This window comes from Shinella sp. M31 (genome assembly GCF_049199205.1).
Taxonomy (GTDB): Bacteria; Pseudomonadota; Alphaproteobacteria; order Rhizobiales; family Rhizobiaceae; genus Shinella.
Genome location: NZ_JBLZPH010000079.1, coordinates 126,490 through 151,744 on the forward strand (window position 1 = coordinate 126,490; position 25,255 = coordinate 151,744).

Consider the following 25,255-nt stretch of genomic DNA (forward strand, 5'->3'; position numbering starts at 1 on the left):
GCCATGCGTATTCTGCTCGTGCTCGCCCATCCCCTGGAAGACAGCTTTGCCGCCAGCACGGCCGAGACGGTGCGCCGCAAACTCACGGAGAACGGCCATACGGTCGATCTTCTCGATCTCTACCGCGAGAATTTCGACCCCCGCCTCAGCGTGTCCGAGCGCGGCCGCTATTTCGAGCCGGACTACGATCCCGCCGAAGCCGAGCCCTATATCGGCCGGCTGAAAGCGGCCGACGGGCTGGTGCTGGTCTTCCCGCAATGGTGGTTCAATTTCCCGGCCATATTGAAGGGCTTCTTCGACCGCGTCTTCGCACCCGGCGTCGCCTTCGAGAACGATCCGCAGGGCGGCCGCATCCGGCCGTTGCTCGGAAATATCCACCTGTTCTGGGCCTTCACCACGACGGGCTCGCCCTGGTGGGTCGTGAACTTCTATATGGGCAATCCCGTCAAGCGCCTTTTGAAGCGCGGCATCGCCGCCTTCTGCGCCAAGGGGCTGGATTTCAAGCTGGTCAGCCTGCACGACATGGACCGCATCGACGACACCAAGCGCCGCGCGCATCTTCTGCGCGTCGAAAAACTCGTCGACCGGATCTGAACCACGGCATCTTGAGCCCGCGCTGCCGCGCACCGCCTGCCCGGCTTCACCGCCAGCGTCTGGCTCAGCCAATGGGCGCGGTCGGCCCCGGCGGCAAAAGCGGTCAGTCCGCGCGCTGCGCCTTCCGCCGCGCGGCCGTCAGCCCTCTGAAGACGGCATGGGCAAGGTCGGCCTCGACCATGGCGGAGAGACCGGCGGCCGTGGTGCCGCGATATTCCATGAAGAGCTCGACGATATCGGCGGGGGTCTGCTCGATTTCCGCCATCTGCGTCGCGGCCCCCAAAAAAAGCTGTCGCACCGCAAGATCGGCGGTGTCGGGGTCGATGCCGGATTCGATGGCATGGCGGATCATCGCATCCGCCATCAGCGCCGGAAAGGCCGCGCCCGACCCGGTCAGCGCCGTGAAATAATCCAGCTCGTATTCGCCGCTGATGCCATGTTCACGGCCGGATGCAGCGAAGAACCGCCGGGCAAAATCCAGTTCGGACCTGCGCACATCCCGTGTCGCAAACCATGGCGTGAAGGACAGGCGCTGTTCGGCGCAGGCATTCGGCATCGCGCGGACGATACGCTGTGCACCGAACCGGTCGGAAATCTCCTCCACCGTCACGCCCGCCATGACCGAGATCACGAAGCGACCGCGAAGATCCAGCTCGAGGGCCTCGATATCGGCGGGGCGGATGGAGAGGAGAATGACGTCGGAGGCATCGAGGAGGATGGCATTGTCCGTCGTCATATATACGCCCGGCCAAGCTTCGAAGCCGGAAATATTGCCGGAACGCGAGGACAGGACGAGATCGGCAGGCTTGATGATGCGGTCGGTCAGAACCGGCCGGAGCAGAGCCCCGGCCAGCCAGCCGCCGCCGCCGATCACGCCAAGATGCGTCATGCGCGCTCGCCGGCCCACTCGCCGGCGCGCATCACGGGAACGCGGCTGCCGTCATTGCGGATACCGTCGATATCCACCTTGTCGGAGCCGATCATCCAGTCGATATGGATGAGGCTTTCATTGCCGCCCTGCGCGCGGATCTGTTCCGGCGAAAGGCTTGCGCCATCGAGGAAGCACTTGGAATAGCACTGGCCAAGCGCGATGTGGCAGGAGGCGTTTTCATCGAACAGCGTGTTGTAGAACAGGATGCCGCTCGCCGAGATCGGTGAGGAATGCGGCACCAGCGCCACTTCGCCGAGCCGGCGCGCGCCCTCGTCGGTATCCAGCACCTTGTTCAGCACGGCCTCGCCCTTCGATGCTTTCGCCTCGACGATGCGGCCGCCTTCGAAGCGCACCTGGATATCGTCGATCAGCGTGCCTTGATGCGACAGCGGCTTGGTCGAGGAGACATGGCCTTCGACGCGCAGCGCATGCGGGGTCGTGAAGACCTCTTCCGTCGGGATGTTGGGATTGCAGGTGATGCCGTTCTTCGCGGTGGAGGCGCCGCCATGCCATTCGTGGCCGTCGGCGAGGCCGACCGTCAGGTCGGTGCCCGGCCCCTTGAAGTGAAGGGCTGCGAAGCGCTCGCCGTTCAGCCAGGCCGAACGCTTGGCAAGGCCGGCATTGTGCGCGGCCCAGGCCGCGACGGGATCGGCGACATCGACGCGCGAGGCGGCGAAAATCGCATTGGCGAGCTTTTCGACCGCCACGTCTTCCGGATCGTTGGGGAAGACCTGCCTGGCCCAGGACGGGTTCGGATAGGAGACGATGTTCCAGTTGATGTCGAAATTGGCGATCTTTTCCAGCGCCGGCTTGTAGGCCATGGAATTGGCCTTATTGGCGCGGGCGACCTTGGCCGGGTCCTCGTTGGCGAGCAGCATCGGGTTGTCGCCGGCAATGGCGAGGCGCGCGGCACCATTGGCATAGGCCTTGGCCATGCCTTCGTAGAGCCAGTCCGAGGCACGGTCGAAGCTTTCGTCGGGCGCATTGTGATAGCGGGCGAGTGTGGCCTCCTCGTCGGCATAGAAGGTGCTGACGAGACCGGCACCCGCCTTGTAGGCGTATTTGGTGATGAGGCGGGCGAGCGGCAGCGCGGCAATCGGCGCCGTCATCACGAGGTCCTGCCCCTTCTGAAGCTGCAGGCCGACGCGCACGGCGACCTCGGCGAGCTTGTCGAGTTTTGCGGGATCGACGGCGGCAGCGGAATTGGCGGGATATGTCATGACAGGCCTGTCTTTCTGAAATCGATGAATGAAACTTAGTGTGCCCTGCAACAAATGAGAAGGCGCAATCAGGCGATGACGGATGCGGAAATCGCCTTCAGTGCCGCCAGGGCATCGCGCGGCGCAAGCCGCACCTGCAAGCCGCGCTGGCCGCCGTTCATATAGACGGCCTCATGGACGAGCGCCGCGTCCTCGATGGCTGTCGGCACCGGCTTCTTCTGCCCGAACGGGCTGATGCCGCCGACGACGAAGCCGGTCAGCCGCTCGGCATCGGCGGGCTTCATCATATTGGCCGATTTGCCCTTGAAGGCGCCGGCGAGCTTTTTCATGCTGACCTCGCAATCCGAGGGCACGATGACGCAGACCGGCTTGCCATCCACCTCCGCCATCAGCGTTTTCAGCACGCGCGCCGGATTCTCCCCCAGCGCCTCGGCGGCCTGGATGCCGACGCGGTCGGCGGTCGGGTCGTAGTCATAGGTATGGACGGTGAAGGAAACGCCGGCCTTGGCGAGGGCCTGGGTGGCGCGGGTGGTCTTGGACATGGGCGGGCCGTCATCGAAACGAGACTATCGGACCGCATGGGTGCCGGAGCGACGGGGCCGTGTCAATTGTCGTTACGGACCAAGCCCCTCATCCGGCTGCCGCCACCTTCGCCCCGCAAGCGGGGCGAAGGGATATGCCGCACCGTCTCATTCCGCTCGACGCCTCTATCGGGCACGTTCCCTCTCCCCGCTTGCGGGGAGAGGGTTAGGGTGAGGGGCGTCTCCCCATCAGACCCGTTCCAACGCCACCGCAATCCCTTGCCCGACGCCGATGCACATGGTCGAAAGCGAGCGTTTGCCGCCGGAAAGGTGCAATTCCAGCGCCGCCGTGCCGGTGATGCGCGCGCCGGACATGCCGAGCGGATGGCCGAGCGCAATGGCGCCGCCATTCGGGTTCACCTGCGCGGCATCGTCGGCGATGCCGAGCTCGCGCAGCGTGGCGAGGCCCTGCGAGGCGAAGGCCTCGTTGAGTTCGATTACGTCGAAATCCGAGGGTTTGAGGCCGAGGCGCACGCAGAGGCGCTGCGTGGCATAGACCGGGCCGATGCCCATGATGCGCGGCGGCACACCGGCCATGGCACCGCCGAGAATGCGGGCAATCGGCGTCAGGCCGTATTTCTTCACCGCCGCCTCGGAGGCGATGATCAGCGCGGCCGCGCCGTCATTGACACCGGACGCATTGCCCGCCGTCACCGTGCCGCCTTCCTTCTTGAAGGGCGTGCCGAGCTTGGCAAGCGCCTCCATTGTCGTCGCGCGCGGATGCTCATCCTTTTCCACGACGACAGGGTCGCCCTTGCGCTGTAAAATGGTGACGGGCGTGATTTCCTTGCCTAGACGGCCATTCGCCTGCGCCGCAGCCGCCTTGGCCTGCGAGCGCAGGGCGAAGGCATCCTGATCCTCGCGCGACACCTTGAACTCTTCGGCAACGTTCTCGCCGGTCTCCGGCATGGAATCCACGCCGTACTGCTTCTTCATCAGCGGATTGACGAAGCGCCAGCCGATGGTGGTGTCGTGGATTTCCGCGCTCCGCGAAAAGGCCGTCTCCGCCTTGGGCATGACGAAGGGCGCGCGGCTCATGCTTTCCACGCCGCCGGCAATCATCAACTCCGCCTCGCCGGCCTTGATGGCGCGGGCGGCGGCGATGACGGCATCCATGCCCGAGCCACAGAGACGGTTTATCGTCGTGCCCGACACGGAAACGGGCAGGCCGGCCAGCAGCGACGCCATGCGCGCGACGTTCCGGTTGTCCTCGCCCGCCTGGTTGGCGCAGCCATAGACCACGTCGTCGACGGCCTCCCAGTCGATACCCGTGTTGCGCGCCATCAGCGCCTTCAGCGGGATCGCGCCGAGATCGTCGGCACGCACGGACGAAAGCGAGCCGCCGAAACGGCCGATGGGCGTGCGGATATAGTCGCAGATATAGGCGTCAGGCATGGAGGTTTCCTCAGAGTTCCGGCACGGCGAGGTCGGCGACGGGGCCGTCGATATGCAGTGTCGCGCCCGTCATAGCCTGCAATTCCTCGACCGTCATGCCCGCCAGTTTTTCGCGCAGCACGAAGCGGCCGTCGGCAATATCGATCACGGCATGGCTGGTATAGATACGGGTGATGCAGCCGACGCCGGTGAGCGGAAAGGTGCAGCGCTCGACGAGCTTCGGTTCGCCGTTCTTGGTGACGTGTTCGGTGATGACCACGACCGACTTTGCGCCATGCACGAGATCCATCGCGCCCCCGACCGCCGGCACGCCCTTGGAGCCGACACGCCAATTGGCGAGATCGCCGTTCTCCGCCACCTGATAGGCGCCGAGGATCGCGACATCGAGATGGCCGCCGCGCACCATGGCGAAGCTGTCGGCATGGTGAAAGAAGGCCGAACCCGGCTTCAGCGTCACCGCCTTCTTGCCGGCATTGATCAGGTCCCAATCCTCCTCGCCCAGCGGCGGCGCTTCCCCGAAATCGAGAATGCCGTTTTCCGTATGAAAGACCGCCTCGCGACCCTCGGGCTGATAGCGCGCCACCATTTCGGGAAAGCCGATGCCGAGGTTCACATAGGCGCCGTCGGCGATGTCCTGCGCCGCGCGCCAGGCGATCTGGGCATTGGAAAGCTTGATATCGTCTCGCGTGTCGATGCTCATGCGTAGGCCACTCCTGCGCGGATCAGCGCTTCTTCCTGGCCGGGATTAGCGACTTCGATGATCTGGTCGACGAAGATGCCCGGCGTAACGACCTGTTCGGGATCGATGCCACCCGGCGGCACCAGCCTGGAGACCTGCACGATGGTCTTCGCCGCCGCCATGCACATCAGCGGGCTGAAATTGCGGGCGGCCTTGTTGTAGGTGAGGTTGCCGTGCGTATCGCCCACATGCGCCTTGATCAGCGCGAAATCGGCCTTCAGCCAGCGCTCCTGCACATACATGCGGCCATCGAAGTCCGCGACCGGCTTGCCCTCGGCGAGTTCGGTGCCGTAGCCCGTCGGCGTGTAGAAGGCGGGAATGCCAGCGCCACCGGCGCGGATGCGCTCGGCCAGCGTGCCCTGCGGCACCAGTTCCAGCGCGATTTTTCCGGCCAGATAGCTTTCGGTAAAGGCGCGCGGATCGGAAGAGCGCGGGAAGGAGCAGATCATCTTGCGCACCCGCCCCGCATCGATCATCGCCGCGATGCCGACGCGGCCGTTGCCTGCATTGTTGTTGATGATGGTGAGGTCTTTTGCTCCCGTATCGATCAGCGCGTGGATCAGCTCGATCGGCGCGCCGGAGCCGCCGAACCCCCCGATCATCACCGTCGCCCCGTCGCCGATGCCCGCTACCGCTTCCGCCAGACTTGAGATGCTCTTGTCCATGCCAATCTCCCGATGTCGGCAAGAGAGATAAATCTGAAGGGGAAAAGCGGCAATCCATTTTGTGCGCTATTTGACTTTTGTTCAATATACGCACAAAATGGATTATTCTGCTGGAGTGCGCCGCACTCTCCTCAGTCAAGCTCTGGCTTGACACGAGCAGGAGAGGAGGGAAGCGCCGCAACGTCCACAAGGAGACGGGAACAACCATGCGGGAAACGGACTTCATCGGCGGCTTCGCCAAGGGCCTCCGGGTCATCGAGGCCTTCGGCGAGACGAAGCCGCGCCTCACCATCACCGATGTCGCGAAAGAAACCGGCCTCGACCGGGCAACGGCGCGCCGGTGCCTTTTGACGCTCGCCGAACTCGGCTACGCCGCCTATGACGGCAAGTTCTTCGAGCTGACGCCGAAAATCCTGCGGCTCGGCCATGCCTATCTCTCGGTGACCCCGCTGCCGCGGCTTGTCCAGCCGTTTCTCGACCAGCTTTCCGAAACGGTCGGCCAGAGCGCATCCGCCTCTGTGCTCGATGGCGCCGATATCGTCTATGTCGCGCGGGCTGCGCAAAAGCGCGTCATGTCGATCAACCTTATGGCCGGATCCCGCCTGCCGGCTTATTGCGCCTCGATGGGCCGCGTCCTGCTCGCGGCCCTGCCCGAGGCCGAGGCCCGCGCCATCATCGAGGCCTCCGACCGCAAGGCCAACACGCCCTTCACCAAGACCGATCCGGTTGCCCTGCTGGACGAGCTTTCGACGGTCCGCAAGCAGGGTTACGCCCTGATCGACCAGGAGCTCGAGATCGGCCTGCGCTCCATCGCCGTGCCGCTGGAAAACGCCCGTGGCCGCACCGTTGCGGCACTCAATATCGGCGCGCCGGCTGCCCATGCCGCTGCGGAAGAGATGGTCGAGCGCTACCTGCCGGCGATGCGCGGGGTGCAGGCGGCGTTGCGGCCGCTGCTTGCCTGATCTTGACAGAGCGCAGGCGCGGCCCCCACCTTTTGCAGCCAACAGGAGGCCGCCATGCCCGACGACGAGAGCAAGCTCACCCGCACCAAGCGCCAATGGGCAGACCAGGGGAAATTCCTCACCGGCCGCATCGCCCGGCCGGAGACCGACCGCCTGCCGCCCGGGCAGCATTTAGTGACGAACTGGCCCGTGCTCGATCTCGGCCAGCAACCCGTCATTCGCCCGGAAAGCTGGCGGCTCGATGTGAAGGGCGGCGCGGAAAACCCTGTTTCCTTCGGCTGGACGGATTTTCTCGCCTTGCCGCAGAGCCGGAAACTGTCCGATATCCACTGCGTAACGACCTGGTCGCGCTACGATAACGACTGGGAAGGCGTTTCGACCCGCGACCTGCTCGACATCGTGATGCCGCGGCCGGAGGCGAATTTCGTGATGCTGACGAGCTATGACGGCTACACGACCAACCTGCCGCTGGCCGATTTCGCCGCCGAAGACGCCATTCTCGCCACCCATTGGGAGGGCAAGCCGATCTCCACCGAGCATGGCGGGCCGATGCGCCTCGTCGTGCCGCATCTCTATTTCTGGAAAAGCGCCAAGTGGCTGACGCGCATCGATTTCCTGCCGGGGGACCAGGCCGGTTTCTGGGAGCGCAACGGCTATCACATGCGCGGTGATCCCTGGGCGGAAGAGCGTTACTCCGACGACTGAGCCGCCAGCCGCGCCCGCTCCGCCAGCCGGAAAGCGCGCGGCGTCACCCCCGTCGCCCGCAGGAAGGCGCGAGAGAAATAGGCGGCATCGGCAAAGCCGAGGGCAAGGCCGATCTCGTGCGCCGGCGCCTCGGTGAAGACCAGCGCGCGCTTCGCCTCGTCGATCAGCTTGCGCGCGATATAGCCATGCGCCGTGAGCCCCGTCGCCGCCTTGACGACGCGGTTGAGATGCGTCGGCGAAATACCGATTTCCCGCGCATAGAACTGCGCCGGCTTCCGGCTGCGGAAATGCTGCTGGATCAGGCCGTTGAGATGCTCCATACGCCGCGCCGTCTCGGTGCCATCCGTTGGCCTATCCGGCGGATTGTCCCGGCTCCACAGCCGCGCCGCAAGCGTCAGCACCGAGATCAGATAGGCCCCCATCAGGTCCGTGCGGCCGCTCTTCCGCCCCGCCCATTCCCCGGCCAGCCGTTCCAGCGCCGCCAGCACGAAGGCACCGTCGGGATCGCCGGCATCGAGCGGCGTCACGCGCGGCGCGGCGGCAAACTGCCCGGCCTCGCCGGAAAGGCGCAGATGCGAGGCGAGCATCGTGAAGACATGGCCATCGACATCGCGGGAAAAACGAAACCCATGGCCGACGGCCGGCGGCACCGTGACGATGGCCGGCGGCGTCAGCGCCGCCGTCTCCGTGCCGAAGCGCGCATCGCCCGATCCGGCGGAAATGTACAGGATCTGGAAAAAGCTCTCGTGACGGTGCAGGCCGATCTCATAACGATGCAGGCTGCTGCGCGATGGGATCGTCTCGCAATGCAGCCAGAAATCCGGGCTGTTTCCCGTTCTTTCGCCATAGAGATCGTAGGTCGGAACGGTTTTCGTCATGGCGCTGCCTCCCGATGGCAATGTTCGTTTTGTACAAGCGGAGGATCGATCCGTCCATTGCGCAAACCCGCCGGCTTCCCGAAACTTTACGGCATGTCAGGGGAGGACATCATGCGCGTTCAGGTCGTTATCATCGGGTCGGGACCATCGGGCCTGCTGCTTGGCCAGCTGCTCGGCAAGGCCGGCATAGACACCGTCCTTCTCGACCGCTCCAGCCTCGCGCATATCCTGTCGCGGGTGCGGGCCGGCGTGCTGGAGGAGGGCACGGTGCGGCTGGCGGAAGCCGCCGGCGTCGGCGCGCGCCTCAAGGCCGAGGGCCTGCCGCATGACGGCTTTTCGCTCGCCTTCGACGGCCGCGACCACCGCATCGATCTCCTGGATCTCACAGGGGGAAAACGCGTCATGGTCTATGGCCAGACCGAACTGACCCGCGACCTGATCGAGGCGCGCGAGGCTGAAAGCCGGCTAACGATCTACGAGGCGGCGAATGTGGTGCCGCACGGTTTCGATGACCAGTCGCCTTATGTGACTTACGATAAGGACGGCGTCACGCATCGCATCGACTGCGATTTCATCGCCGGCTGCGACGGCTTTCACGGCGCCGGCCGCAAGGCCGTGCCGGAACAGGCCATACGCACCTTCGAGAAGGTCTATCCCTTCGGCTGGCTCGGCATTCTCGCGGAGGTGCCGCCGGTCGATCGCGAACTCGTCTATGCCAACCACCCGCGCGGCTTCGCACTCTGCTCCATGCGCTCGCTCAAGCGCAGCCGCTACTACATCCAGTGCGCGCTGGACGAGAAGATCGAGGCCTGGTCGGACGAGCGTTTCTGGGACGAGCTGCGCCGCCGCCTGCCTGCCCATCATGCAGAGGCGATGGTGACGGGGCCGAGTTTCGAAAAATCCATCGCGCCGCTGCGCTCCTTCGTCGCCGAGCCCATGCGTTTCGGCAAACTGTTCCTCGTCGGTGACGCCGCCCATATCGTGCCGCCGACCGGCGCCAAGGGCCTGAACCTCGCGGCCAGCGACGTCCATTACCTTTCAAGCGGCCTCATCGAGCATTACCAAGACCGCTCGAATGCCGGCATCGACGCCTATTCGCAAAAGGCGCTCGCCCGCGTCTGGAAGGCCGTGCGCTTTTCCTGGTGGATGACGAGCATGCTGCACCGTTTCCCCGGCACAGGCGCCTTCGACCAGAAGATCCAGGAAGCCGAACTCGACTATCTCACCCATTCCCGCGCTGCCGAAACGGTGCTGGCGGAAAATTATGTCGGCCTGCCCTATTGAGCGGCGGCCTGCCGGTAGATTTCCACCGCCGCCCGCACCAGCGCCGCATTGTCTTTGGCCACCGTGCCATCCGGCAGCAACCGCCCGTCCTCAAGGCCGACGCGCGTCGACCAGCGCCGGCCCGCCGCCATCCGGGCAAAATGCCAGACGGTCTCGTCAATGCCATGCAAATGAATCGGCCGGCGTAGACCCGCTTTTTCGAGAACGGCATGAATGCCCTCCGCAGCCGCCGTCGCCTCGCCGAAATCCTGCTCGCCGATTTCGATAAGGATACGCAGGGGCGGTCGCTCCAGCGTGAGGCCGACAAGGTGCTCCGCATCGGCAATAGAGGCAAGCCCCGCCTCGATGCCCACGCCGCGCGCCGAGAGGGCTTGCATGACGGCAGGCGCAGCGGGTTCCGACAGGTTGACCGATGCGTAGTCCGGCAGGTCTCGCCACGCAGCGATAGCCGAAAGCGTGCGCACATCGCTCCTCTCGATCCAGTCTCCGGTCGAAACGCCGACCAGCGTTCCCGGCACCGCAGCGCGCACCAGCCGCATCGTTTCGTCCATGACCTCAGCCGAAAGGCTCTCGCGCCCATCCGGGCCACGCGTATGCAGGTGGATTTCGCCCGCACCGGCGAGAATGCAGGCAAGGCAATCCGCCGCCATCGCCTGCGGCGTCAGCGGCAAGGTCGGATGAAAGGCCGCGTCGCGCGCGCCGTTGATGCAGGCCTGAACGATCATCCCGCGTTCTCCTCATGCGATTGAGACCGCGAGGCTGACATGATGGGCAGCCGGACGCAACCGCCGTCAGGCCCGCGGCGCCACCACGCCCGCCACCTCGCGGATCGTCTGCATGAGAATGGCGAGCGGCAGGGAGGGGGCGATCTCCGCCCGCATGGTGAGGCCGACGGCGCCCTTTGTCTCGCTCGTCTCGATCGGCAAGGCCGAAAGCACGCCCTCGGCGATATCGCCCGCCACCACGCCCTCGGAGATGATCCAGACCGCATCGCTGTCGCGCACGAAGGCGCGGCCGAAGGCGTCGGAGACGGTCTCGATCGGGTTCGCCACATCGGCAATGCCGTTGGCGATCAGGAACCGCTCGACGAAGGGCCGGATGATCGAGCCCTCCGTCGGCATCAGCACCGGATAGGCATCGAGCCCGGCAAAGCCCGCCCCGCTGGAGAGCAGCGGATGCCCCGCCCGCACGCAGAAAACCACCTTTTCCGAATAGAGGTGCTCGAAGGAAAAGCCGGTCATCTGCTCGGGCGCCGCCAGCCGCCCGACAACGAGATCGAGATCGCCGAGGCGCAATTGCTCCAGCAGCACCGCATTCTCGCCCGTGACGATCTTGATCCGCGCCCCGGTCTCTTCCGCGAGAAAGAGCCGCATCGCCTTGGGCATGATGCGCGTCGACACCGTCGGCAGCGCCCCGATGCGCACCGGCGGCGCTTCGCCCGCGCGCGCCTGCGAGACTGAATCGAGCCCGCGCCGCAGCGCCGCGAGCGCCGCCCCGGCATGGCGCAAAAATACCTCGCCCATGCGGGTGATGCGGATGCCACGCCCGTCTCGCTCGAAAACGGTGACACCTAGAACCTCTTCCAGTTCGCGGATGGTTTTCGTCACCGCCGGCTGGCTGACATGAAGCAGGCCGGCCGCCTTCATCACGCTCTTCTGTCGCGCCACCTCGACAAAGGTCTGGAGATGGCGGACCTTGATGCGGCTGTCGATCACGCTTTTCATAACCTATCCGTTATCAGAACGGCCGAAAATATCATTTTACCGAACCGGATTGAAGGATCAATCTGCGGCAACGGGAGGAGAAGGACGTGCAATTCGCAACCGTCAACGACGTGATCCTGCATCACCAGCTGATCGGCGGGCCGGCCGGCAAGCCGGTCATCGTCTTCATCAATTCGCTCGGCACCGATTTCCGCATCTGGCGCGACGTGGTGGTGCGCCTTGCCGGCGATTTCCCGATCATCACCTATGACAAGCGCGGCCATGGTCTCTCCGATCTCGGCCAGGTGCCCTATTCGATCGACGACCACGTGCTCGACCTCGCCGCCCTGCTCGACCGGCTGAACGTCCGCGACGCCATCATCTGCGGCCTCTCCGTCGGCGGCATGATCGCCCAGGGGCTGGAGGCCAAGCGGCCGGATCTCGTGAAGGGCCTCGTTCTCTGCGACACCGCCCACAAGATCGGCACGGCCGAGATGTGGAACGCCCGCATCGAAAGCGTCGAGACGAAGGGCATCGAGAGCCTGGCCGACGGCATCATGGAACGCTGGTTCACGCCGGCCTTCCGCCGCCCGGAAAACGCCGCCTATCACGGCTACCGCAATATGCTGACGCGCCAGTCCGCCGTCGGCTACGCAGCCACCTGTACCGCACTGCGCGATGCCGACCTCACGGAATCCACGAAGCGCATCGCCGTGCCCACGCTCTGCGTCGTTGGCGACCAGGACGGCTCGACGCCGCCGGATGTCGTGCTCTCCATGGCCAAACTCATCCACGGCGCGCGCTACGAGGTCATCAAGGATGCCGGGCATATTCCCTGCGTCGAGCAGCCGGAGATGCTGACCGAGATGATCCGCGCCTTCATCGACACCCTTCCCGCCGGAGGAAAGCTGCATGCCTGAACCGCAATCCGAGCGCTACCGGCAGGGCATGGCGACACGCCGCGCCGTGCTGGGCGACGCCCATGTCGACCGAGCCAGCGCCGCTGCCACGCCCTTCGACCAGCCCTTCCAGGCGCTGATCACCGAAAGCGCCTGGGGCACCGTCTGGTCGCGCCCCGGCTGGACGAAGCGCGAGCGCTCCATGGTGACGATCGCGCTGCTCGCCGCGCTTGGTCATGACGAGGAGGTGGCGATGCATGTGCGCGCTACCGCCAATACCGGCGCGACCCGCGAGGATATCGGCGAGGCGCTGCTGCATGTGGCCATCTATGCCGGCGTGCCCGCCGCCAACCGGGCGATCCGCGTAGCCAAGCAGGTCTTTGCGGATATGGATGCGGAACAGGCGACCTGAGGCGACGATGAGCGATCACCCCAACCGAGAACCCGAAACCGGCGCCTTCTTCTCGCGCGACCGCCTCTGGCACCCGCCGGGCCTCACCCCCGGCTACAAGACCTCCGTGCTGCGCTCACCGCAGAAGGCCCTGCTGTCACTCGACGGTACGATCTCGGAAATCACCGGCCCGGTGTTCGGCCACTCGATTTTGGGCGAACTCGACAACGACCTGATCCACAATTTCGCAAAACCGGGCGAAAGCGCCATCGGCGAGCGCATCATCGTCCATGGCCGCGTGCTGGACGAGCGGGCGCGACCGGTGCCCGGCGCGCTGCTCGAATTCTGGCAGGCCAATGCCGGCGGGCGCTATCGCCACAAGAAGGAAAGCTACCTCGCGCCGCTCGACCCGAATTTCGGCGGCTGCGGCCGCACCATCACCGACCAAGACGGCTGCTACGCCTTCCGCACCGTCAAGCCCGGCCCCTATCCCTGGCCGAACGGCGTCAACGACTGGCGCCCGGCACATATCCATTTCTCCGTCTTCGGCCATGGCTTTGCCCAACGGCTGATCACGCAGATGTATTTCGAGGGCGACCCGATGATCTGGAAGTGTCCCATCGTCCAGACGATCCCGGACAAGGCGGCCGTCGAGCAGCTGGTCGCCGCGCTCGATTGGGGCAACACGATCCCCATGGATGCGCGCGCCTATAAGTTCGACATCGTGCTGCGCGGCCGCCGCTCGACTTTGTTCGAAAACCGCATGGAGGGCAATTGATGGTCCAGTCCCTCGGATACCTCAAGGAAAGCGCCTCGCAGACGGCAGGTCCTTACGTCCATATCGGCCTGACGCCCAACCATGCCGATATCCGCGGCGTCTACGACGCCGACCTCGGCGCCACGATGGTCAACGACAAAACGCTCGGCCGCCGCATCACCATCACCGGCCGCGTGCTCGACGGCACCGGCACGCCGCTGAAGGACGCGCTCCTCGAAATCTGGCAGGCCGACGCCGCCGGCCTCTACAACAGCCCGTCCGAACTGCGCGGCAGCGCCGATCCCAACTTCACCGGCTGGGGCCGATGCGCCACCGACGGAGTGACCGGCGAATACCGTTTCGACACGATCAAACCCGGCCGCGTCCCCTTCCGCGACGGCCGCCCGATGGCGCCGCACATTTCGCTTTGGATCGTCGCCCGCGGCATCAATCTCGGCCTCAACACGCGCCTCTATTTCGCCGACGAGGAAGCGGCCAACGCCGAAGACCCGGTGCTTGCCCGCATCGAACACCGCGTGCGCGTGCCCACCCTCATCGCCGCGGGTGAAGGCGACCACTATCGTTTCGACATTCATCTGCAGGGCGAGAGGGAGACGGTGTTCTTCGATATTTAGCCGCCTTTCGGCGGCAGGCTCTAGTGAGAGTCATGCCTTGGTCTGGGTCATCGGGGCAGCTGCAAACAAAAAAGGCCCTCCTTGCGGAGGGCCTTTCTCATTGGGAGGATCGTACAGGCTTAGACCTTGTAGGTCTGTACCGCGCCCGGCAGCTTGCTCCATTCGGCATACCAGGTGTCGAACAGCTTGAGCTGGCTTTCGACATAGCCGCGCTGGCTGTCGGTGAGCGCGTCGGTTTCGTTGAAGTGCAGCGCGTATTCCTTGTCGCCCTTCAGAACCATCATGTGCTTGAAGTAGAGAACGAGGTCCGGGCCTTCGTCGAAGGAGGAGAGAACGGCGAGCGCCGATTCCAGCTCCAGCGCGCGGGCGCGGGCGTCCGGGTCGCCCTTGGCGGCAGCCTGGGCGAGCGCGCACATGTGCAGCACTTCCTTCGGCAGCACGCAGCCGATGCCGGTGATCGCGCCGACGGCGCCGCAATCGACGAAGCCGGTGAAGACGCAGGTGTCGACGCCGATCATCAGCGAGACGTCATCGTCGCGGCTGGTGATGTTTTCGGCCGCATAGCGCATGTCCGCAGCGCCGCCGAATTCCTTGAAGCCGACGAGGTTCTTGTGGTCTTCGCGCAGCGCGAAGAACAGGTCGGCGCGGGTGGCGAAGCCGTAATAGGGGCTGTTGTAGATGACGGCCGGAAGATCCGGGGCGGCCGAGAGGATCGCCTTGAAGTGGTTCTTCTGGGCGGCAACGACGGAGCCGCGGGACAGCACGCGCGGGATGACCATGAGGCCCTGCGCGCCGACCTTCTGGGCGTGCGCGGCATGTGCCACGGCCGAAGCGGTGTTGACGGCGCCGGTGCCGACGATGACCGGAATGCCGGCCTTGACGAGGCGTTCGACGCCTTCCATGCGCTGCTCGTCCGTCAGGAGCGGCCAGTCACCCATGGAGCCGCAATAGACGACGGCGGACATGCCCTTGGCGATGAGTTCCTTACCCTTGCGCACCAGCTGGTCGAAATCCGGCGAGCGGTCGTCCTTGCAGGGCGTCATCAGGGCGGGAATGACACCGGAAAAAATCTTGGCCTTCATGTCGATCTCCTTTGGCGGTTCATCGGGTGGTCAGCCGGCACGATGCCTCAGGCCTCCCCCTCTCTGATTGTGGGTATAGCATCTTGCATTTTATTTGTCGACAAGAAAAATACAACGATGAACGCGTTGAATTTAAAGCGCGATGTCGAGCCTGTCGTTGCGGCTGAACAGCTTCTGCACCTGGGCGACGATCGCCTCCGCATGGGCCTTGCCGAGCCGGTCGGCCTCCTCGATATCACGCGCCTCGATGGCCGCGATGATGGCGGCATGCTCATCGACGAAGCGCTGCGGGAAGTGCTCTTCATAGGACTGGTAATAGAGCTGCAGGATGCGGCGCCCCTCATCGAGCAGCCGGCGGAACAGGCTGGTGAAATAGGGATTGCGTCCGGCCTCGGCGATGGCCGCATGGAAAGCAGCGTTGGTGGCGATCATCGTCAGATGGTCGCGCGCTTTGAGCGCGGCGGCATAGTCCTCGTGAAAGCCCCTGATGACAGCGATGTCCTCCGGCCGGTGGCTTTGCGCCGCAAGCCGCGTCGTCACACGGTACATCAGCACCAGCGCGTCGAAGAAGGTGTGCAGGTTCATGAAATCGATGTTCGACACCATGGTCGAGCGGTTCGGCAGCGTCTCGATCAACCCTTCGCCGGCGAGCCGCACCAAAGCCTCGCGGATCGGCGTGCGCGACATCTTGAAACGCTCGGCCAGCTGCACTTCGTCGATCGGGCTGCCGGGCGCGATCTTCAGGTCGAGAATCTCGTCGCGCAGCAGGTCGTAGACCATTTTGACGCCGGAGCCGCGTTTGCGCTCGGGAAGGGAATCGGTGTCGGTCATGAAAAATCCTCTTGTCGACAAAAGAAATACAATTCTCTGCCCGCGCTATCAATCGTTTTAAGAGGGCCTTTTGCCGAAAGCGTCGTCAAGTCTCCCCAAGGCGAGATTTCCGCAATTCCGGCACTTTGGCAGGCAGAAAACGAAAAGGGCGGGAAAATCCCGCCCAGCATTCCGGCAAAAATCCTCGGAACGATCAGCCGCGTTGTTCGCGCAAAAACGTCATCAGCGAACGGCCCGCGTCGAGGATGTGGTCGCGCGTCAGCCGAGAGGCGAGGTCGGCATCGCCCTTCTCGCAGGCGATAAGGATCGCCTCGTGCTCGCGGCCGGCGCGCGGCACGCCGTTGGTGAAGGTCAGCTGCGCACGCAGATAACGGTCGATGCGGTCGAGCGAGGACTGCACGTTCTGCAGATAATAGGGGCGGCCGGAGGCCTCGTAGAGGGTCGTGTGGAACTGGCGGTTGATCTCGCCCCAGCGGTGCGGATCTGTCTCCCGGTCGAAGGCATCGCAATAGCCGCGCGCCTTTTCCAGCGTCGCGCGGTCGAGATTGGGCACGGCAAGGCGCATGACCTCCGCCTCGATCAGCGCGCGGAACTCGAAGATCTCGTCGATCTCCTCGATGGACAGGCCGGCAACGACCGCGCCCTTGTAGCGCTGGGTGGTGATGAGGCCGTGCTGTTCCAGTCGCGACAGCGCCTCGCGCACGGGGATGCGGCTGGTGTTGAACATCTGCGCGATCTCTTCCTGGCGCAGATTGTCGCCCACGGCGATCTTGCCCTCGATGATCGCCTTGCGCAGCGCCTCATAGACGAGGTCGGCCGCCGACGCGGCCTGCCTGACATCGACGGCAGCAAATTTCATCCCGTTCAACCCCTGAAAATCGCGCCTATGGTCATAAGGTGAAACCGGAGGCGGAGCAACAAACGACACTTCGATAATGAATATTGTATATTGGATCCAATATTTCTATAAAGGGTCATCCGCGTCGATCCGCATCCGGCATCGCCGCGAAAATGGGACATCGGAGAGAGCCATGCGCAGCAGCAAGGTCATTCACATCGTTTCCTGCCACGCCGAAGGCGAGGTGGGCGACGTCATCGTCGGCGGCGTTGCGCCTCCGCCGGGCGCGACGCTCTGGGAGCAGCGCAACTTCATCGCCCAGGACAAGGCACTGCGCAACTTCGTGCTGAACGAACCGCGCGGCGGCGTCTTCCGCCACATCAACCTGCTGGTGCCGCCGAAGGACCCGCGCGCCACCATGGGCTTCATCATCATGGAGCCCGAGGATACACCGCCGATGTCCGGCTCCAACTCGATCTGCGTTTCCACCGTGCTGCTCGACAGCGGCATCGTGCCGATGGTCGAGCCGGAAACCCACATGGTGCTGGAAGCGCCGGGCGGGCTGGTCAATGTCGTGGCGACGTGCCGCAAGGGCAAGGCCGAGCGCATCACCGTCACCAACGTGCCCTCCTTCGCCGACAAGCTGGATGTGAAGCTGGAAGTGGAGGGCCTGGGCACGCTCACCGTCGACACCGCCTATGGCGGCGACAGTTTTGTGTTTGCCGACGCCCGTGCTCTTGGTTTCTCGGTCACACCGGACGAGGCGCGGGAACTCGCCGAAACCGGCATCCGCATCACCAAGGCGGCCAACGAACAGCTCGGCTTCACCCATCCGGAAAACGCGGAATGGAACCACATCTCCTTCTGCCAGCTCACTTTGCCGGTCGAGGAGCGCGATGGCGCGCTGCATGGCCGCAACACCGTGGTCATCCAGCCAGCCAAGCTCGACCGCTCGCCCACCGGCACCGGCTGCTCCGCCCGCATGGCCGTGCTGCATGCTAAGGGCGAGATCAAGATCGGCCAGTCCTTCTCCGGCTATTCGATCCTCGATTCGCGCTTCGATTGCCGTATCCTCAGCGAAACCACGGTCGGCGGCCGCCCGGCCATCGTGCCGGAAATCTCCGGCCGCGCCTGGATCACCGGCACCAGCCAGGTGATGCTGGATCCCGACGATCCGTGGCCGGCCGGCTATCGCCTCGCCGATACCTGGCCGCGCAAGCAGTAATCCTCTTCTGCCCGGTGCAGGCCAAGTGCCGGGCAGAATGTCTTTGACGATCCCGCCAGTGTCCGATAATCATAAAGTCATCTGATGACTTTATGATTATGCCCATGCACGCCCTCAGCAAAACCAATCTCGCCGATACCGCCGTGGAGGCGATCCGCACGGAAATTATCGCCCGCCGCTGGGCGATCGGCGAAAAGCTGCCGAACGAGGCGGCCTTGTCTTCCATGCTGTCGGTCAGCCGCGGCACGGTGCGCGAAGCGGTGCGCGTGCTTGCCTCACAGGGTTATCTCGAGACGCGGCAGGGCTCCGGCACGTATGTGCTCTCGACGGCCGATACCGCGCATCCGCTCACCATGGCCCGCCGCGCCGGCCTGCGCGACCAGTTCGAGGCGCGGCTGGCGCTCGATGTCGAAGCCGCCCGTCTTGCCGCCTTGCGCCAGACGCCCGCCGTGGTGGCCGGGCTTAGAATGCTGTTGTCCGAGCGTGGCCATTCCGAAGACCGGGATCGGGCGACCTTTATTGCCCGCGATTTTGCCTTCCACCAGGCCGTCATCGCCGCGTCGAACAATGCGGTGCTGATCGGCATGTACGATTTCTTCTCCACGGTGATCGCCGAAACCATCGCGGCCACCCTCGAAGACGACCTTCCCGAACCTGACATGGCCGCGCATGCCGCCATCGTCGATGCCATCGAAAGCGGCGATCCCGACAAAGCGGACGCCGCCGTCCGCCGCTTCATGGCCCCCGTCCTCACTGCCCTCGATAAGCTGCTTCTGTCATGACCCTCCCAAACGATTCCGGCGCCATCGATCTGATCGACGCCGAAGCCGACAGCGTGCCGGCACCCGAGCCGCACCGGCCGAAAAGCACGGCGGCGCGCGTCCTGCTCGGTGCCAGCCTCGTGCTCATCGCCTTCAATCTGCGTCCGGTCTTCTCCAGCGCCTCGGCCCTGCTGCCGGAAATCCGCGATGTGCTCGGCCTTTCGCCCACCGGCGCCAGCCTGCTGACGACGCTGCCCGTCGTTTGCCTCGGCCTGTTCTCGCCGCTTGCGCCGAAACTTGCTCAGCGCATCGGCACGGAGCGCACGCTTCTCGCCGTCATTCTGCTGGTAGCGCTCGGCACGGCTTTGCGCGGCCTGTCGTCCATTCCCCTGCTGTTTTTTGGCACCGCGCTGGCAGGCGGTGCGATCGCCGTCGGCAATGTGCTGCTACCCGGTCTCGTCAAACGCGATTTCGCCGATCGGGCGGCGTTGATGACCGGCTGCTACACCATGGCGCTTTGCGCCGGCGCGGCCGGTGCCGCCGGCCTGACGCTGCCCATCGAGTATGCACTCGGCGGTTCGCTGGACGGCGCTCTGGCGGCTTGGTCGCTGCCCGCTTTGCTGGTGGCGCTGCTCTGGCTGCCGCAGGTGCTGGCCACCCGCACGCAGGCCAAGCGCGCCGGTTTTCGCGTCGAGGGGCTGTGGCGTGACCGGCTGGCATGGCAGGTGACGCTGTTCATGGGTCTGCAATCGGCGCTCGCCTATTGTGTCTTCGGATGGCTGGTGCCGATCCTGCGCGATCGCGGATTGGATGGCGTCACCGCCGGCGCGATCGTTTCCATGTCCGTCATGGTGCAGGCCGCGTCCTGTCTCGTCGCGCCCCATCTCGCCGTGCGGGACAAGGACCAGCGGCTCATCAACGTTACGCTCTGTGGTTTCGCGGTGGTGGCACTGCTGGGCCTGCTGTTTGCGCCGCTCTGGTCGGTCTGGATCTGGGCGGTGCTGCAAGGCATCGGGCAGGGCGGACTGATCGCGGTCGCCATGACCCTCATCGTGCTGCGCACGCGCGATCCGCATGTCGCCGCGCATCTTTCCGGCATGGCGCAATGCGTCGGCTATCTCTTGGCCGCTATCGGCCCGCTGGTCGTCGGCCTCATCAGGGGGTGGACGGGTAGCTTCGCCTGGAGCGCGGTGCTCTTCGTGCTGCTTGGCCTCGGCGCCGGCATCAACGGCTGGTTTGCCGGCCGCGCGCTCTATGTCAAGGCGCGCACGGTGGAGACCTGAGGCCTGATGATACCGGCCTCGGTGAGGATTATATCCATCGGAATGTCGTGCGGCTGCGGATAGATGGTCGCAATGCGCGATCCGCTATAGCCGATGCCGATGACGCGCGGCTTCCCGGCCATCGCCGCCAGCGTCCTGTCGAAGAAACCGCCGCCATAGCCGAGCCGGTAGCAGGAAGCGTCGAAGCCGACGACGGGGGCGATGACGATATCCGGTTTGCAGGGTCTCGCTTCCGCAGGAATGGGGATGTTCCAGACGCCGCGCGAAAGCGCCTCGCCCGTCTGCCACAGGTGGAATTCCAGCGGCCGCCCCTTTTCCACGACGACGGGCAGGGCCGTCAGCCCCCCGCGCTTGGATACTTCGTGTAGAAAGGGCCGGAAATCCGGCTCGCCGCGAAACGGCCAGTAGGCGCTAACGATGCGGCCGGTCACATCGCCGATCTCGTCTAGCACATGGGCCGCGATCACCTCGTCATGGGCAAGACGCGTCGCGGCCGGCAGGGCGAGCCGCTTGGCGATCAATCGCTCCCGCTCGGCCTTGCGCCAGCGGTTAACATCCGTCCAGGCTTGCCCGTCGAGCGGCCCCGGCAGGCCGGCATAGGCGGGGTCGATCTCGTGCAGGAAGCAGGCCGGCGAGGCGAAAATCGCGGGTCTGTCGTCATCTGCCATCGCATCCTCCTCCTCGCAGATATCCGGTCTGGAACATCCGGGCGGCAGGATGAAGCGTGGTCAGTACACTGACAAATCAATTCTCGCGACGGACGGCCTAGCTGTCTTTCAGCAGCACAGCCAGCATGCCCTGCTTGACTTTGCCGCCAGCCTCGTCCCATCATGGGGCATGACGACGATGCCTTCCCTTGCCCGGTTTCTGAAACGGCTGTTTCCTCTCGCAGGACACTAGCCCCTCGGCTTGGTCGCGTCGCGCCCCGGCCGTGGGGGCATAGCGGTTTCGTCCAGCACGTCACCGCGCCAGAAAAGCGCGACATCCATTTCCCAGGTTCCGAATTTCCGCGTGCCCTTGAGGGCCGCGTGACCCCGTGCGCGAGGTTTCCATGACTGCCAAGACCAAGAGCGGCCGCCGGCCGGCCATCACCATCGCCCGTTCCGAACACGAGCGCCTGTCGAACCTGGCCGACCGGCTGGTCGAGCGCGATCCGCACGCCGCCGAACAGCTCGCCGTCGAGCTCGACCGCGCGAAGATCGTCGATGACGCCCGCGTGGCGCCTGGCATCCTGCGGATGGGCTCTTTCGCCGAATTCCGCATCGACGACGAGGCGCCGCAGAGTGCCGAACTCGTCTTCCCCGGCGATGCCGATATTTCCCGCCAGCGCATCTCGGTGCTGACGCCGGTCGGCGCGGCCCTGCTCGGTCTTTCCGCCGGCCAGTCGATCGACTGGGCGGGGCGTGACGGGCGTGTGCGGCGGCTCAGCGTGATCGCCGTGCATGCGGCCCCCGAAGCCGCCCAGGCCTCCTGACGGTTACGCGTGCCATGAAGTTCCTGTCCTTTTCCCTCGCCGGGCGCATCGGAGGCTGCCTCGTCGCAGGATCGTGACCCCCTGTGCCGCATCCGCGGCCAGGGGGCTTCTCCACCAAGGTTTCACATGGAGAATGACGATGGGACAGAATCCCGCCTTGTTGACGCTACGCGACGGCTATGTGCTGGAAAAGATGGCGGCCGACACCCCGCCGCTGACGGAGGAATGGCGCACACTCCTCCGCCGCAAGCTCTCGGGCCACCGCCTGGTGCTTGAAGGCAGCATCCCGGCCGATCTCGCGATGATCGATGCCCGCGTGACCTTCCGCTGTGCGAGCGGCCTCACCGATGTCAGGACGCTCTGCCTGCCCGGCACCTATGTAGCCGGCGGCGCCTTCATGCCGGTCACGACCTTCTATGGCCTTGCTCTGCTCGGCCTGCGCGAGGGCCAGTCCATGGCCTTCGACCGGCCGGAGGGACGGCGCGACTGGGTCGTGCTGGAAAAGGTGCTCTACCAGCCGACATCCGCTCAGCCTGCCCCGGAGGCGCGCCCGCGCATCCGCCTCGTGGCCGGCGGTCGCTTCGGTCAGGCCTTCGTCGCCGCCAACGAAAACGGCCCCGGAGAGGGTCCGGGACCGTCTGCTGCCTAGGGATCGGTAGGCGCGTCAGATGACGCCCTGCGCCCGCATGGATTCGGCCACGCGGATGAAGCCGGCAATGTTGGCGCCGAGCACGTAATTGCCCTTGGCGCCATATTCCTCGGCGGTCTCGGCGCATCGGTCGTGAATGCCCTGCATGATCTGGCCGAGGCGCTCGCGGGCGGTCTCGAAGCTCCAGCTGTCGCGGCTGGCATTCTGCTGCATCTCGAGCGCCGAGGTGGCGACGCCGCCGGCATTGGCCGCCTTGCCGGGGCCGAACAGCACGCCGCCCTCCTGGAAGGCGCGCACGGCTTCCGGCGTCGAGGGCATGTTGGCGCCCTCGGCGACGGCGATGACGCCGTTCCTGATCAACGACTTGGCGTCCTTGCCGGTCAGCTCATTCTGCGTGGCGCAGGGAAGCGCGACATCGCAAGGCACATCCCAAATCGAGCCTTTGCCGGACGCGATGAAATGCGCGTCCTTCTTCGTCAGAACATATTGCGACAGGCGCTCGCGGCGCACTTCCTTGATCTCCTTGACGAGATCGAGGTCGATGCCCGCCTCGTCGAGGATATAGCCGGAGCTATCCGAGCAGGCGATGACCTTGGCGCCGTAGGCAATGGCCTGTTCCATGGCGTAGATCGCGACATTGCCGGAGCCCGATACGGTGACCTTCTTGCCCTCGAAGCCGGTGCCGCGGCTCTCCAGCATGGCGCGGGTGAAGTAGACGGCGCCGTAGCCGGTCGCTTCCTTGCGCACCAGCGAGCCGCCATAGCTCAGGCCCTTGCCGGTGAAGACGCCGGCCTCGAAGCGATTGGTGAGGCGCTTGTACTGGCCGAACATCCAGCCGATCTCGCGGCCGCTGACGCCGATATCACCGGCCGGTACGTCGGTATATTCACCGAGATGGCGGTAGAGTTCCGTCATGAAAGACTGGCAGAAGCGCATGATCTCGCCTTCCGAGCGACCCTTCGGATCGAAGTCCGAGCCGCCCTTGCCGCCGCCGATCGGCAGGCCGGTCAGCGCGTTCTTGAAGATCTGCTCGAAGCCGAGGAACTTGATGATGCCGAGATTGACCGAGGGGTGGAAGCGCAGGCCGCCCTTGTAAGGTCCGAGCGCCGAATTGAACTGCACGCGAAAGCCGCGGTTGATCTGGACTTGGCCCTTGTCGTCGACCCAGGGCACGCGGAAGATGATCTGGCGTTCCGGCTCGCAAATGCGCTCGATCAGCGCATCCTTCAGGTAGTCGGGGTGTTTGGAGACGACGAGGCCGAGGCTTTCAAGCACTTCTCGGGCCGCCTGGTGGAATTCCGGCTCGGCGGGGTTGCGTTGCAGCACCTGGGCCAGGATGGGTTCAAGCTTCTCGTCGACAGTCGCCATGACGGCACTCCTTTCGTCTTTCTCTGAAAAATCACTGGAAGGGGGCTGCCGGCTTCACACCGATCAGCCCGCGGCAACACTGCTTTTGCATGGGGGTCAGATTCCTTGTCCGTGCCCGCCCATCACGCCCGTCGGGCCGGTCTGGGAGAGGCTTTTGGCGAGCGTCGCCAGAAGATCGGTCTGCGAGATGATGCCGACGACGCGGTTGTCGTCGTCGGTGACGACGACAGCATGGGTCGCGCCATCGGTGAGATGCGGCAGGAGACCGATGGCGGGGTCGCCTGAACTGGCGGTCCTGGCCTGCGAGATCGGAAGCGGCGAGACAGGCGCCATGGCGGCCAGCTCGCGCAGGCCCACGGTTCCGAGAAGTCGGCCCTCGGCATCGACGACCGGCAGGGTGCGGATGTCGTGATCGAGCAGCCGGCTGCGCGCCTCCTCGGCGCTTACATCCGCCGTTACCGTCACCACGTCGCGCGACATGATGTCGGCGCAGACGAGATCGCCGCGCTGGCGCATCAACGCCTGCAACTCGACCTGCCGCAGCAGAACGTCGAGGTCGGCGCGGCTGATGTCGAGCGTCTCGTTGAAGCTCGCGACGGCGGCGTCGATGTCTTCGGTGTTGAAGCCGACGCGGAAGGCGGCCGGCGGATCGGCGGTCTTGTGCGTGTTGACGGGGGCGACCGCCTGCTTGTGCGGATATTGCCGGCCGGAGAAGCGGTGGAAGGCGATGCCCAGCAGGACGAGCAGCAACGAATTGACGCCGACCGGCACGATCGGGAACCAGAAACCGGCGCGCGCGACCGCTGCCCCGCCGATGACCGCCGTCAGCGCCGCCGCCCCGCCCGGTGGATGCAGCGAGCGGGTGAGCGACATGGCAAGAATGGCAAGCGCAACGGCAAGGCCGATGGCGATGGCGGGATCGCGCACCAGGGTGGCGACGGTGACGCCGACAAAGGCGGAGATCACGTTGCCGCCGACGATCGACCAGGGCTGCGCCAGCGGGCTGGCCGGCACAGCGAAGAGCAGCACGGCGGAAGCACCGACCGGCGCCACGATCAGCGGCAGATGCGGGTCGTGACCCATGAAGACGCTTGTAACGAGGCCGGTGAGGCCGATGCCGATCAGCGCGCCGAGGCAGCCGATCAGGCGTTCCTTCAACGTTGCGCCGGCAAGAATAGGAGAGAAGAGCCGGAATTTGGACAGGATGCCCGATTTGTGGGCATCGTGTTGAGGTGGGGCCACGATGATCCTGATCTATGAAAGGCAGATGACTATTTTTCAGGCTTATCCGCCCTTCGCGCCGTCAACGCAAGCGTTTCCGGGGAAGATTCTGTTTTGCCGGAGGAGAAGGAAGCAGCGCCGTTTCGGCAACAAAAAAGCCCGGCTGAGCCGGGCTTTTTGAGAA

29 protein-coding genes are annotated in these 25,255 nt (G+C 65.0%); 14 read left to right on the forward strand and 15 right to left on the reverse strand.

The annotated features are described in order from the left end of the window. The first annotated feature begins 3 nt into the window (after positions 1 to 3). The gene (locus tag ACOZKU_RS13210) at positions 4 to 594 is read left to right on the forward strand and encodes an NAD(P)H-dependent oxidoreductase (RefSeq protein WP_421579267.1); all 591 of its coding nucleotides are present in this window, start codon (positions 4 to 6) and stop codon (positions 592 to 594) included. Positions 595 to 697: 103 nt separating this feature from the next. On the opposite strand, the gene ACOZKU_RS13215 is transcribed toward ACOZKU_RS13210, so the two are convergent. From ACOZKU_RS13215 to ACOZKU_RS13240, 6 genes are all read right to left on the reverse strand, one after another. Beyond that, positions 698 to 1,483, reverse strand: a complete 786-nt coding sequence (locus ACOZKU_RS13215) for a pyrroline-5-carboxylate reductase family protein (RefSeq protein WP_421579268.1) — start codon at positions 1,481 to 1,483, stop codon at positions 698 to 700. Beyond that, positions 1,480 to 2,745, reverse strand: a complete 1,266-nt coding sequence (locus ACOZKU_RS13220; protein WP_421579269.1) for an aminopeptidase — start codon at positions 2,743 to 2,745, stop codon at positions 1,480 to 1,482. The genes ACOZKU_RS13215 and ACOZKU_RS13220 overlap by 4 nt, the downstream gene beginning before the upstream one ends. A gap of 68 nt (positions 2,746 to 2,813) precedes the next feature. Continuing rightward, positions 2,814 to 3,287 carry a Cys-tRNA(Pro) deacylase gene (gene ybaK, locus ACOZKU_RS13225; protein WP_421579270.1) on the reverse strand — a complete coding sequence of 158 codons (474 nt, stop codon included), beginning with the start codon at positions 3,285 to 3,287 and terminating at the stop codon, positions 2,814 to 2,816. A 228-nt stretch (positions 3,288 to 3,515) separates the two neighbouring features. After that, positions 3,516 to 4,721, reverse strand: coding sequence for a 3-oxoadipyl-CoA thiolase (gene pcaF, locus ACOZKU_RS13230; RefSeq protein ID WP_421579271.1), 1,206 nt, complete (start codon positions 4,719 to 4,721; stop codon positions 3,516 to 3,518). 10 nt (positions 4,722 to 4,731) lie between these two features. Then, complete coding sequence (locus ACOZKU_RS13235) at positions 4,732 to 5,421, reverse strand: CoA transferase subunit B (protein WP_421579272.1); 690 nt, start codon at positions 5,419 to 5,421, stop codon at positions 4,732 to 4,734. Then, positions 5,418 to 6,125 (reverse strand): 3-oxoacid CoA-transferase subunit A, encoded by a 708-nt coding sequence (locus ACOZKU_RS13240; protein WP_421579273.1) that lies wholly within the window; start codon positions 6,123 to 6,125, stop codon positions 5,418 to 5,420. The genes ACOZKU_RS13235 and ACOZKU_RS13240 overlap by 4 nt, the downstream gene beginning before the upstream one ends. 206 nt (positions 6,126 to 6,331) lie before the next feature. Here ACOZKU_RS13240 and ACOZKU_RS13245 point away from each other — a divergent pair, with 206 nt between their 5' ends. Then, positions 6,332 to 7,087 carry an IclR family transcriptional regulator gene (locus tag ACOZKU_RS13245; RefSeq protein ID WP_421579274.1) on the forward strand — a complete coding sequence of 252 codons (756 nt, stop codon included), beginning with the start codon at positions 6,332 to 6,334 and terminating at the stop codon, positions 7,085 to 7,087. A 54-nt stretch (positions 7,088 to 7,141) separates the two neighbouring features. Further along, a complete protein-coding gene (locus ACOZKU_RS13250) occupies positions 7,142 to 7,792 on the forward strand; it encodes a sulfite oxidase-like oxidoreductase (RefSeq protein ID WP_421579275.1) in 651 nt (216 codons plus the stop codon). Here the strand turns inward: ACOZKU_RS13250 and ACOZKU_RS13255 are convergent. After that, positions 7,777 to 8,670, reverse strand: a complete 894-nt coding sequence (locus tag ACOZKU_RS13255; RefSeq protein WP_421579276.1) for a helix-turn-helix domain-containing protein — start codon at positions 8,668 to 8,670, stop codon at positions 7,777 to 7,779. The two genes, ACOZKU_RS13250 and ACOZKU_RS13255, sit on opposite strands and share 16 nt — an antisense overlap. Before the next feature lie 111 nt (positions 8,671 to 8,781). Between ACOZKU_RS13255 and pobA the strand changes: the two genes are divergently transcribed. Continuing rightward, positions 8,782 to 9,954, forward strand: coding sequence for a 4-hydroxybenzoate 3-monooxygenase (gene pobA / locus ACOZKU_RS13260; protein ID WP_421579277.1), 1,173 nt, complete (start codon positions 8,782 to 8,784; stop codon positions 9,952 to 9,954). Here pobA and ACOZKU_RS13265 read toward each other — a convergent pair. Beyond that, positions 9,948 to 10,679, reverse strand: a complete 732-nt coding sequence (locus ACOZKU_RS13265; protein WP_421579278.1) for a 3-keto-5-aminohexanoate cleavage protein — start codon at positions 10,677 to 10,679, stop codon at positions 9,948 to 9,950. The genes pobA and ACOZKU_RS13265 overlap by 7 nt on opposite strands. 66 nt (positions 10,680 to 10,745) lie before the next feature. Then, positions 10,746 to 11,669 (reverse strand): pca operon transcription factor PcaQ, encoded by a 924-nt coding sequence (pcaQ, locus tag ACOZKU_RS13270; protein ID WP_421579347.1) that lies wholly within the window; start codon positions 11,667 to 11,669, stop codon positions 10,746 to 10,748. A 95-nt stretch (positions 11,670 to 11,764) separates the two neighbouring features. Between pcaQ and pcaD the strand changes: the two genes are divergently transcribed. Genes pcaD through pcaG form a run of 4 tightly spaced genes read left to right on the forward strand, consistent with a single transcriptional unit; the run spans position 11,765 to position 14,339 of the window. After that, the gene (gene pcaD / locus ACOZKU_RS13275) at positions 11,765 to 12,577 is read left to right on the forward strand and encodes a 3-oxoadipate enol-lactonase (RefSeq protein WP_421579279.1); all 813 of its coding nucleotides are present in this window, start codon (positions 11,765 to 11,767) and stop codon (positions 12,575 to 12,577) included. Further along, positions 12,570 to 12,968 carry a 4-carboxymuconolactone decarboxylase gene (gene pcaC, locus ACOZKU_RS13280; RefSeq protein ID WP_421579280.1) on the forward strand — a complete coding sequence of 133 codons (399 nt, stop codon included), beginning with the start codon at positions 12,570 to 12,572 and terminating at the stop codon, positions 12,966 to 12,968. Before pcaD ends, pcaC begins: the two co-directional genes overlap by 8 nt. Positions 12,969 to 12,975: 7 nt before the next feature. Then, positions 12,976 to 13,725 carry a protocatechuate 3,4-dioxygenase subunit beta gene (gene pcaH, locus ACOZKU_RS13285; protein WP_421579281.1) on the forward strand — a complete coding sequence of 250 codons (750 nt, stop codon included), beginning with the start codon at positions 12,976 to 12,978 and terminating at the stop codon, positions 13,723 to 13,725. Continuing rightward, positions 13,725 to 14,339 (forward strand): protocatechuate 3,4-dioxygenase subunit alpha, encoded by a 615-nt coding sequence (gene pcaG / locus ACOZKU_RS13290; RefSeq protein ID WP_421579282.1) that lies wholly within the window; start codon positions 13,725 to 13,727, stop codon positions 14,337 to 14,339. The genes pcaH and pcaG overlap by 1 nt, the downstream gene beginning before the upstream one ends. 119 nt (positions 14,340 to 14,458) lie before the next feature. On the opposite strand, the gene ACOZKU_RS13295 is transcribed toward pcaG, so the two are convergent. From ACOZKU_RS13295 to ACOZKU_RS13305, 3 genes are all read right to left on the reverse strand, one after another. Next, positions 14,459 to 15,421 carry a dihydrodipicolinate synthase family protein gene (locus tag ACOZKU_RS13295; protein WP_421579283.1) on the reverse strand — a complete coding sequence of 321 codons (963 nt, stop codon included), beginning with the start codon at positions 15,419 to 15,421 and terminating at the stop codon, positions 14,459 to 14,461. A gap of 132 nt (positions 15,422 to 15,553) precedes the next feature. Next, positions 15,554 to 16,252 carry a GntR family transcriptional regulator gene (locus tag ACOZKU_RS13300; RefSeq protein ID WP_314090739.1) on the reverse strand — a complete coding sequence of 233 codons (699 nt, stop codon included), beginning with the start codon at positions 16,250 to 16,252 and terminating at the stop codon, positions 15,554 to 15,556. Positions 16,253 to 16,445: 193 nt separating this feature from the next. Next, positions 16,446 to 17,111, reverse strand: a complete 666-nt coding sequence (locus ACOZKU_RS13305) for a GntR family transcriptional regulator (RefSeq protein ID WP_314090736.1) — start codon at positions 17,109 to 17,111, stop codon at positions 16,446 to 16,448. Between the two features lie 172 nt (positions 17,112 to 17,283). Here ACOZKU_RS13305 and ACOZKU_RS13310 point away from each other — a divergent pair, with 172 nt between their 5' ends. The 3 genes from ACOZKU_RS13310 to ACOZKU_RS13320 all read left to right on the forward strand — a co-directional run bounded on the left by ACOZKU_RS13310 (position 17,284) and on the right by ACOZKU_RS13320 (position 20,359). Continuing rightward, a complete protein-coding gene (locus ACOZKU_RS13310) occupies positions 17,284 to 18,315 on the forward strand; it encodes a trans-3-hydroxy-L-proline dehydratase (protein WP_421579284.1) in 1,032 nt (343 codons plus the stop codon). Between the two features lie 104 nt (positions 18,316 to 18,419). Beyond that, a complete protein-coding gene (locus ACOZKU_RS13315) occupies positions 18,420 to 19,097 on the forward strand; it encodes a FadR/GntR family transcriptional regulator (RefSeq protein ID WP_421579285.1) in 678 nt (225 codons plus the stop codon). Continuing rightward, positions 19,094 to 20,359, forward strand: a complete 1,266-nt coding sequence (locus ACOZKU_RS13320) for a CynX/NimT family MFS transporter (RefSeq protein ID WP_421579286.1) — start codon at positions 19,094 to 19,096, stop codon at positions 20,357 to 20,359. Before ACOZKU_RS13315 ends, ACOZKU_RS13320 begins: the two co-directional genes overlap by 4 nt. Here ACOZKU_RS13320 and ACOZKU_RS13325 read toward each other — a convergent pair. Continuing rightward, complete coding sequence (locus ACOZKU_RS13325; protein ID WP_421579287.1) at positions 20,329 to 21,027, reverse strand: 5-formyltetrahydrofolate cyclo-ligase; 699 nt, start codon at positions 21,025 to 21,027, stop codon at positions 20,329 to 20,331. The genes ACOZKU_RS13320 and ACOZKU_RS13325 overlap by 31 nt on opposite strands. A 383-nt stretch (positions 21,028 to 21,410) precedes the next feature. On the opposite strand from ACOZKU_RS13325, the gene rnk reads away from it, so the two are divergent. Further along, positions 21,411 to 21,833 carry a nucleoside diphosphate kinase regulator gene (rnk, locus tag ACOZKU_RS13330; protein ID WP_421579288.1) on the forward strand — a complete coding sequence of 141 codons (423 nt, stop codon included), beginning with the start codon at positions 21,411 to 21,413 and terminating at the stop codon, positions 21,831 to 21,833. A 139-nt stretch (positions 21,834 to 21,972) separates the two neighbouring features. Further along, a complete protein-coding gene (locus ACOZKU_RS13335; RefSeq protein ID WP_421579289.1) occupies positions 21,973 to 22,482 on the forward strand; it encodes a hypothetical protein in 510 nt (169 codons plus the stop codon). A gap of 15 nt (positions 22,483 to 22,497) precedes the next feature. Here ACOZKU_RS13335 and gdhA read toward each other — a convergent pair whose 3' ends face one another. Together gdhA and ACOZKU_RS13345 are read right to left on the reverse strand one after the other, a co-directional pair. Beyond that, a complete protein-coding gene (gene gdhA, locus ACOZKU_RS13340; RefSeq protein WP_421579290.1) occupies positions 22,498 to 23,850 on the reverse strand; it encodes an NADP-specific glutamate dehydrogenase in 1,353 nt (450 codons plus the stop codon). Positions 23,851 to 23,946: 96 nt separating this feature from the next. Beyond that, entirely contained in the window at positions 23,947 to 25,098 is a 1,152-nt protein-coding gene (locus ACOZKU_RS13345; RefSeq protein ID WP_421579348.1) for an HPP family protein, read from the reverse strand. On the opposite strand from ACOZKU_RS13345, the gene ACOZKU_RS13350 reads away from it, so the two are divergent. Then, positions 25,094 to 25,252: a hypothetical protein gene (locus tag ACOZKU_RS13350; RefSeq protein ID WP_421579291.1), complete on the forward strand. Its 159-nt coding sequence runs from the start codon at positions 25,094 to 25,096 to the stop codon at positions 25,250 to 25,252. The two genes, ACOZKU_RS13345 and ACOZKU_RS13350, sit on opposite strands and share 5 nt — an antisense overlap. The last annotated feature ends 3 nt before the right edge of the window (positions 25,253 to 25,255 follow it).

Coding starts and splice junctions, on each gene's coding strand:
- rnk (WP_421579288.1), top strand. CDS start 21,411: ATGACTGCCAAGACCAAGAGCGGCCGCCGGCCGGCCATCACCATCGCC.
- pcaF (WP_421579271.1), bottom strand. CDS start 4,721: ATGCCTGACGCCTATATCTGCGACTATATCCGCACGCCCATCGGCCGT.
- ACOZKU_RS13255 (WP_421579276.1), bottom strand. CDS start 8,670: ATGACGAAAACCGTTCCGACCTACGATCTCTATGGCGAAAGAACGGGA.
- ACOZKU_RS13235 (WP_421579272.1), bottom strand. CDS start 5,421: ATGAGCATCGACACGCGAGACGATATCAAGCTTTCCAATGCCCAGATC.
- ACOZKU_RS13335 (WP_421579289.1), top strand. CDS start 21,973: ATGGGACAGAATCCCGCCTTGTTGACGCTACGCGACGGCTATGTGCTG.
- ACOZKU_RS13245 (WP_421579274.1), top strand. CDS start 6,332: ATGCGGGAAACGGACTTCATCGGCGGCTTCGCCAAGGGCCTCCGGGTC.
- ACOZKU_RS13250 (WP_421579275.1), top strand. CDS start 7,142: ATGCCCGACGACGAGAGCAAGCTCACCCGCACCAAGCGCCAATGGGCA.
- ACOZKU_RS13265 (WP_421579278.1), bottom strand. CDS start 10,679: ATGATCGTTCAGGCCTGCATCAACGGCGCGCGCGACGCGGCCTTTCAT.
- ybaK (WP_421579270.1), bottom strand. CDS start 3,287: ATGTCCAAGACCACCCGCGCCACCCAGGCCCTCGCCAAGGCCGGCGTT.
- pcaG (WP_421579282.1), top strand. CDS start 13,725: ATGGTCCAGTCCCTCGGATACCTCAAGGAAAGCGCCTCGCAGACGGCA.
- ACOZKU_RS13350 (WP_421579291.1), top strand. CDS start 25,094: ATGATCCTGATCTATGAAAGGCAGATGACTATTTTTCAGGCTTATCCG.
- ACOZKU_RS13315 (WP_421579285.1), top strand. CDS start 18,420: ATGCACGCCCTCAGCAAAACCAATCTCGCCGATACCGCCGTGGAGGCG.
- pcaH (WP_421579281.1), top strand. CDS start 12,976: ATGAGCGATCACCCCAACCGAGAACCCGAAACCGGCGCCTTCTTCTCG.
- gdhA (WP_421579290.1), bottom strand. CDS start 23,850: ATGGCGACTGTCGACGAGAAGCTTGAACCCATCCTGGCCCAGGTGCTG.
- ACOZKU_RS13310 (WP_421579284.1), top strand. CDS start 17,284: ATGCGCAGCAGCAAGGTCATTCACATCGTTTCCTGCCACGCCGAAGGC.
- ACOZKU_RS13220 (WP_421579269.1), bottom strand. CDS start 2,745: ATGACATATCCCGCCAATTCCGCTGCCGCCGTCGATCCCGCAAAACTC.
- ACOZKU_RS13300 (WP_314090739.1), bottom strand. CDS start 16,252: ATGACCGACACCGATTCCCTTCCCGAGCGCAAACGCGGCTCCGGCGTC.
- ACOZKU_RS13320 (WP_421579286.1), top strand. CDS start 19,094: ATGACCCTCCCAAACGATTCCGGCGCCATCGATCTGATCGACGCCGAA.
- ACOZKU_RS13215 (WP_421579268.1), bottom strand. CDS start 1,483: ATGACGCATCTTGGCGTGATCGGCGGCGGCGGCTGGCTGGCCGGGGCT.
- ACOZKU_RS13325 (WP_421579287.1), bottom strand. CDS start 21,027: ATGGCAGATGACGACAGACCCGCGATTTTCGCCTCGCCGGCCTGCTTC.
- pcaC (WP_421579280.1), top strand. CDS start 12,570: ATGCCTGAACCGCAATCCGAGCGCTACCGGCAGGGCATGGCGACACGC.
- pobA (WP_421579277.1), top strand. CDS start 8,782: ATGCGCGTTCAGGTCGTTATCATCGGGTCGGGACCATCGGGCCTGCTG.
- ACOZKU_RS13295 (WP_421579283.1), bottom strand. CDS start 15,421: ATGAAGGCCAAGATTTTTTCCGGTGTCATTCCCGCCCTGATGACGCCC.
- ACOZKU_RS13210 (WP_421579267.1), top strand. CDS start 4: ATGCGTATTCTGCTCGTGCTCGCCCATCCCCTGGAAGACAGCTTTGCC.
- ACOZKU_RS13240 (WP_421579273.1), bottom strand. CDS start 6,125: ATGGACAAGAGCATCTCAAGTCTGGCGGAAGCGGTAGCGGGCATCGGC.
- ACOZKU_RS13305 (WP_314090736.1), bottom strand. CDS start 17,111: ATGAAATTTGCTGCCGTCGATGTCAGGCAGGCCGCGTCGGCGGCCGAC.